Source organism: Mesorhizobium sp. WSM4809, assembly GCF_055811655.1.
Genome location: NZ_JBVVQW010000032.1, coordinates 23611 through 29610, shown reverse-complemented (window position 1 = coordinate 29610; position 6000 = coordinate 23611). Strand labels below are relative to the sequence as shown.

Annotated in this window: 9 protein-coding genes; 6 read left to right on the top strand and 3 right to left on the bottom strand. The window is 63.9% G+C overall.

Annotated features, from left to right (window positions below; all coding sequences use genetic code 11):
* Both AC0L24_RS32970 and dnaQ read left to right on the top strand, forming a co-directional pair.
* The coding region (locus AC0L24_RS32970) for a hypothetical protein (protein ID WP_473564955.1) at nucleotides 1–195 on the top strand (195 nt) is incomplete at its 5' end.
* A gap of 4 nt (nucleotides 196–199) precedes the next feature.
* Complete coding sequence (dnaQ, locus tag AC0L24_RS32965) at nucleotides 200–901, top strand: DNA polymerase III subunit epsilon (protein WP_127808571.1); 702 nt, start codon at nucleotides 200–202, stop codon at nucleotides 899–901.
* Between the two features lie 124 nt (nucleotides 902–1025).
* Here dnaQ and secB read toward each other — a convergent pair whose 3' ends face one another.
* On the bottom strand, nucleotides 1026–1523 hold the full coding sequence (gene secB, locus AC0L24_RS32960) for a protein-export chaperone SecB (RefSeq protein ID WP_023813420.1): 498 nt from the start codon (nucleotides 1521–1523) through the stop codon (nucleotides 1026–1028).
* Nucleotides 1524–1653: 130 nt separating this feature from the next.
* Nucleotides 1654–2151, bottom strand: a complete 498-nt coding sequence (locus AC0L24_RS32955; RefSeq protein ID WP_127271639.1) for an FxsA family protein — start codon at nucleotides 2149–2151, stop codon at nucleotides 1654–1656.
* 217 nt (nucleotides 2152–2368) lie between these two features.
* Here AC0L24_RS32955 and AC0L24_RS32950 point away from each other — a divergent pair, with 217 nt between their 5' ends.
* Genes AC0L24_RS32950 through AC0L24_RS32935 form a run of 4 tightly spaced genes read left to right on the top strand, consistent with a single transcriptional unit; the run spans nucleotide 2369 to nucleotide 5140 of the window.
* The gene (locus tag AC0L24_RS32950) at nucleotides 2369–3076 is read left to right on the top strand and encodes a Tim44/TimA family putative adaptor protein (protein WP_127808569.1); all 708 of its coding nucleotides are present in this window, start codon (nucleotides 2369–2371) and stop codon (nucleotides 3074–3076) included.
* A gap of 24 nt (nucleotides 3077–3100) precedes the next feature.
* Nucleotides 3101–4219 (top strand): murein transglycosylase A, encoded by a 1119-nt coding sequence (mltA, locus tag AC0L24_RS32945; protein WP_127808567.1) that lies wholly within the window; start codon nucleotides 3101–3103, stop codon nucleotides 4217–4219.
* Nucleotides 4216–4746: a Smr/MutS family protein gene (locus tag AC0L24_RS32940; protein ID WP_127399003.1), complete on the top strand. Its 531-nt coding sequence runs from the start codon at nucleotides 4216–4218 to the stop codon at nucleotides 4744–4746. Before mltA ends, AC0L24_RS32940 begins: the two co-directional genes overlap by 4 nt.
* A 25-nt stretch (nucleotides 4747–4771) precedes the next feature.
* Entirely contained in the window at nucleotides 4772–5140 is a 369-nt protein-coding gene (locus AC0L24_RS32935; protein WP_127331956.1) for a helix-turn-helix domain-containing protein, read from the top strand.
* 84 nt (nucleotides 5141–5224) lie between these two features.
* On the opposite strand, the gene AC0L24_RS32930 is transcribed toward AC0L24_RS32935, so the two are convergent.
* On the bottom strand, nucleotides 5225–5461 hold the full coding sequence (locus tag AC0L24_RS32930; protein WP_473564954.1) for a hypothetical protein: 237 nt from the start codon (nucleotides 5459–5461) through the stop codon (nucleotides 5225–5227).
* Nucleotides 5462–6000: the final 539 nt, after the last annotated feature.

Genomic DNA, 6000 nt, shown 5'->3' with positions numbered 1-6000 from the left:
TCTAATCAGTCCATTCTGTTACCTATCTATCCGGTTCGGACACCGGCACCTTCTCCCCGTCACTATACGGGGAGAAGTGCCCGGCAGGGCGATGAGGGGCAGCGCAAACCTGTGGCGATTGTCCTAGGCAACGCCGTTTCTCATTGCCATTTTGTTCCGTTGTATGAATCTGCTCCCTTGGAGCGGAGCGACTGATTCGATGCGTGAGATCATCTTCGACACGGAAACCACCGGCCTCGATTCGCGCGACGACCGCGTCATCGAGCTTGGCGGCGTCGAGCTGGTCAACCGCTTTCCGACCGGCAGGACCTTCCACCACTACATCAACCCGCAAGGCCGCGCGATCCACGCCGAGGCACAGGCCGTGCACGGCATCAGCGCGGCGGATCTCGCGGGCAAGCCAACCTTTGCCGAGATTGTGCAGGAGTGGCTGGACTTCACCGACGGCGCCAAGCTGGTCGCCCACAACGCCACTTTCGATGTCGGCTTCCTCAACGTCGAATTCGGCCGGCTTGGTCACCCGGTCATAGACAATGGTTTTGTCGTCGACACGCTGGCGCTGGCGCGCCGCAAGCACCCGATGGGCCCCAATTCGCTCGATGCGCTCTGCCGGCGCTACGGCATCGACAACACCAAGCGCACCAAGCACGGCGCCCTGCTCGATTCCGAATTGCTGGCCGAGGTCTATATCGAGCTGATCGGCGGCAAGCAGGCGGCCCTCATCCTCGACAGCGCCACCGCGCCGGCGCAAGGCGAGAATGTCCGCCAGATCGAAATCATCATCAGCCAGCGCCCGGCACCCCTGCCGCCGCGTGTCACCGAAGCCGAACGCGCCCTGCACGCCGGTATGGTCGGGACGCTTGGCGAAAAGGCGCTGTGGCTGAAGGTTGCGGTTGGCTGAGCAAGACGGAACAATGTCGTTCCGCAGCGATCCTTCACACCTCCCTCTGTCCTGCCAGCGTTTCCAAAACAAAAAACCCGGCGCGAGGCCGGGTTTTCAACAATTCGTGGCAGCCGAGCTCAGCTCAGCTCACCTTGACCTTTGACGCCTCGTCCTCGGCCAGCTTCTGCTGGAACATCTGGGCGAAGTCGATGGGGTCGAGCATCAGCGGCGGGAAGCCGCCATTGCGGGTTGCCTCGGCGATGATCTGGCGGGCGAACGGGAACAAAAGGCGCGGGCATTCGATGAACAGGATCGGCAGCATGTGCTCCTGCGGAAAACCTGCAATGGCGAACACACCGCCATAGACCAGCTCGACATTGAACAGCACTTCCTGGTCGAAGGACGCCTTGGCGTTCAGCGTCAGATTGACGTCGAATTGCTTGTCGGAGAGCGGGTTGGCGTTGACGTTGACGTTGATGGCGATGCCCGGCGCCTTGTCGCGGCCGCGCAGCGAATTGGGCGCGCCGGGGCTTTCGAAGGACAGGTCCTTCACATATTGCGCCAGAACGTTGAGCGACGGCTGCGCCGCATTGCCGTTTCCGTTGGCTGCGCCGACCGGCGCGTCATCTTTGCTGGCCATTAGCCTTGTCCTCTTGCCTGGGCAGCGTCGCTGACCGAATTGAAATCGGGCGTTCGCTACCATGGCGGGGATGACAAGACAAGGTTTGCCGCCTTGCTTCCGGGCTGCGGGATGGAGATGGGACGGCGCCCTAATCGTCCTTCAGGCGGCGCCACGGCGAGTTGTGATCCGGTCCGCGCTTCAGATCGTCCTCGCGCGAATAGTCGCCGTCTTCGAGGTCGATGACCCTGTCGCGCCGGCCACGAAAACCGCCGGTCGAGAAATCGGTGGCGACGACAATGCGGCCCTTGAACCGGCTCCAGGCAAAATCGCGCAATGGCGGCAGGAACAGCAGCAGGCCGATGATGTCTGATATGAAGCCGGGGATGATCAGGAGGATCGCCGCAACCACGATCATGGCGCCGTGCGCAAGGTGGCGGCTGGGGTTCTGGCCGGCGGCCATCTCGGTGCGGATGCGGGCCATCACACCAAAGCCCTGGTATCGGAGCAAAAGCACGCCGGCGATGCTTGAGGCCAGCACGAGGCCGACCGTCGCCAGCGCGCCGACCTCGCGGCCGACGATGACGAAACCGGCGATTTCCAGCAGCGGAAGCGCGAGGAGAAAGAAGGGAAGCAGCGAAATGCGCAAGTCTTGCCAACCTTTTTCGATTGTTATGATCGTTTCGATTGTTTTGGCCGCCAGCGAGCAATCGCCGCTGGCACTGAGGCTGTTAGATAGGTATGCCTGCCTTTGATTTGAATGATTGCGCCTTGCGTTCTATATGCTTTGAATGTTGAACGCTATGCGACCGTGGCCATTGGGCCTGACGGTCCGGCCACAGGGCAGGGATTGATTGGCGGAAGATATGGGATTCTTCGACTTCGGCACGATTTTCTTCCTGATTGCGGCGGTGGTCATCTTTTTCCAGCTGCGCAATGTGCTGGGCCGCCGCACCGGCAGCGAACGGCCGCCCTTCGATCCCTATTCGGCGGCTCGCACCGGCGACAAGGATGCCGCCCAGAAATCCGAAAACGTCGTCTCGCTGCCGCGCAAGCGCGCGCCAGGCGAGCCGGCTCCAGACACCTATGCCGCGATCGACGCTTTCGCCAAGCCCGATACCGACCTCAACAAGGGCCTGCGCAGCATCAAGGACAATGATCTGTCCTTCGAGCCGAAGGGTTTCGTCGACGGCGCCAAGATGGCTTACGAGATGATCGTCATGGCCTATGCCGACGGCGATCGAAAAACGCTGAAGAACCTGTTGTCGCGCGAGGTCTATGACGGTTTTGTCGCCGCCATCGGCGATCGCGAGGCCAAGGCGGAAAAGATCCAGTCCTCCTTCGTCGGCATCGACAAGGCCGACATCGTCTCGGCCGAGATGAAGGGCGGCGAGGCGCATGTCACGCTGCGCATCATCAGCGAGCTGATTTCCGCGACCCGCGACAAGGCAGGCGCGGTCATCGACGGCGACCCGGAAACCGTCGCCGAGGTCAAGGATGTCTGGACCTTCGCGCGCGACACGCGCTCGCGCGATCCGAACTGGAAGCTCGTCGCCACCGAGGAAGAAGACTAGTTCGAAACACGCGGCGAGGCTCCGGTGTCGCTATCGCCTCTTTTTGTCGAGAAAGCCTTCGGCGACCTGCCCGGCTGGGACGATGACGACCATCTGGCGGCCTTCGCTGCCTTTCGCCGCTCGGCCTTCCATGTCCTGACCAAACCCTATCGCAGCGGTGCGCTCGGCGTCGACTTCCACGCTTTTGCCGATGCCTACGCGGAGGCGCGGACCGTTTCGCCGGCGAATCGGTCGCCGACCCGCGGGGAAGCCCGCGCCTTCTTCGAGCGTCATTTTGCCCCGGCGCTTATCCCTGCCGAAAATGCCGGCGCCGGGCTCGTCACCGGTTTCTATGAACCGCAAGTCGAGGCCTCACCGGTGCGCACGGACCGATTTTCGGTGCCGTTGCTGTCGCGCCCGGCCGATCTCGTCGATATCGACGACGGAAACCGCCCGCCCGGCCTGGATCCCTACCTCGCTTTCGCGCGCCAGACGCCGAACGGGCCGGTCGAGTATCCCGACCGTGGCGAGATCGAGCGCGGCGCGCTCGACGGCAAGGGCCTGGAAATCGCCTGGCTGGCCGACAAGGTCGATGCCTTCTTCATTCACGTGCAAGGTGCCGCACGCCTCGCCATGACCGACGGCCGGCTTGTCCGCGTCACCTATGCTGCCAAATCCGGCCAGCGCTTCACCGGGCCCGGCAAGATCCTGAGCGAGATTGGCGAGATCCCGCTGGCGGAGGTGACGATGCAGTCGATCCGCGCCTGGTTCAAGGCGCATCCGGACCGCGTCGACGAGATCCTGCGTCAGAACCGCTCCTACATCTTCTTTCGCGAGGCCGATGTCGAGGACGCGGCCCTTGGCCCGATCGCCGCCGCCAAGGTGCCGCTGACGCCGGGCCGCTCGATCGCCGTCGACCGCCTGCTGCATACATTCGGCACGCCCTTTTACATCGACGCGCCGACGCTCACTGCCTTCGACGCAAAACCGTTCCGCCGCCTGATGATCGCGCAGGACACCGGCTCGGCCATCACCGGACCGGCGCGGGGCGACCTGTTCGCCGGTTCGGGCGATGCCGCGGGCGAGATCGCCGGCGTGGTCCGCAATGCCGCGGATTTTTATGCGCTGGTGCCGCGCGCGCTCGTTGCGGGTGCGGTCCGATGACCCGGCGCCCGGACAAGCTCAGCGAGGACGACCGGGTTCTGTGGAACCTGGTGGCGCGCACGGCCAAGCCGCTGAAGGGCAAATTTGCCGTCGACGTCCCCGACATTGCCGCCGAGGCCAGGCCAAATCAGCCGCAGCCGGCGCTGGCCTCTGCCAACGCCGCAGGGACCGCAAAGCCGAAGGCTCAGCAAGTCACGCACCGCCTCGACGAGCCGACGCTGGACAAATTGTCGAAAGGCCGGCTGCCGATCGAGGGCCGTGTCGACCTGCACGGCATGACCCAGGACGAGGCTTATTCGCTGCTGTTTTCGTTCCTGCACCGGGCGCATGCCGGCGGCGTCCGCTATGTCCTGGTCATCACCGGCAAGGGCTCGTCCTCCGGCGGCGATGGCGTGTTGCGTCGCGCGGTACCGGCCTGGCTGTCGACGCCCGCCTTCCGGCCGCTCGTCTCCAGCCACGACCATGCCGCCCGCAACCATGGCGGTTCGGGTGCGCTCTATATCCGCCTGCGGCGGGCGCGCCTGTGAGGAGTTCTATCATGAGGGCGGGGACATGACCCCGTTCGGAGAGAAGCTGCGCACGCTACGAGGCGAACGCGGTGTCCGCCAGAAGGACATGGCGGCGGCGATCGGCGTCAGCGCCGCCTACCTGTCGGCGCTCGAACATGGCAGGCGCGGTGCCCCGACCTGGACGCTGATCCAGAAGATCATCGGCTATTTCAACATCATCTGGGACGACGCCGAGGAACTGGCGCGGCTGGCCGAAGCCTCGCACCCGCGTGTAAAAATCGACACGTCGGGTCTTTCCCCCGCTGCCACCGAGCTTGCCAATCTGCTGGCCGAAAACATCGAGAAACTCGACGAGGCCGAGCTTCGCCGCATCACTGCATCGATCCGCGCGGCGTTGAACCAGCGGCCGTAGCCGACGATCCGAGCGTGATGCAGGTTCGCCTGCCTCAGCAGGAAACTGCCCGCCGGCGGACCGCCAGCGGGCACAGTGGTGAGATCATTTCTTGCCGGCCGTGCCGCCATTTCCGCCCCGGCCGTGATCGCCATTGCCGCCATGGCCATTGTTTCCACCCCCCAGGCAGCCCGACGCCCCGGCATCACCGCAACAGCGGCCGGCCCAGAGGTCGTTGAGGTTGGTTTTGGAACAGCTGGCGGTCTGCTCGGCCATGGCGGATCCGGCCATGCTCGACACCGCGAGAGCGGCAAGAAGGGTGTTTCGCAGAAAAGCAGTCATCTGAAGTCTCCATGGTTGGTTTCGGTTACGGCTGTGTGTCGCAGGCCGGAGCGAAATGGTTCACGGAGAAATGCGAGATTATTAGAGGATGCGCGCGGCGCCGGGCCACGAGCGAGACGCTGGCGGGACAGCGCCCCCCTCTGCCCTGCCGGGCATCTCCCCCTCGTGGGCAGGGCTATCGGATATGGAACTCCTGAGATGTCTGCTTGGCACGGACCCCCACCCCTAACCCCTCCCCACAAGGGGGAGGGAGACTCCGGTCGGCGCTGACAACGGCAAACTGCCAATGTTTCAGACGCCAAAAGGATTGGATTGGAGTGCGCGGCAGCGTTCCCTCCCCCTTGTGGGGAGGGTTAGGGTGGGGTCCTTCTTCGCAAGAACCCATATGCGATAGCCCTGCCCGCAAGGGGGGAGATGGCGGCTTCGCGCCGGATCGCCTCTTCAACATTATTCAACGCAGGAAATTGGCGAAAGCGAAGGTAACATCCGATCTTCCCCCTTGAGGGGGAGATGTCCGGCAGGACAGAGGGGGGGCCAAG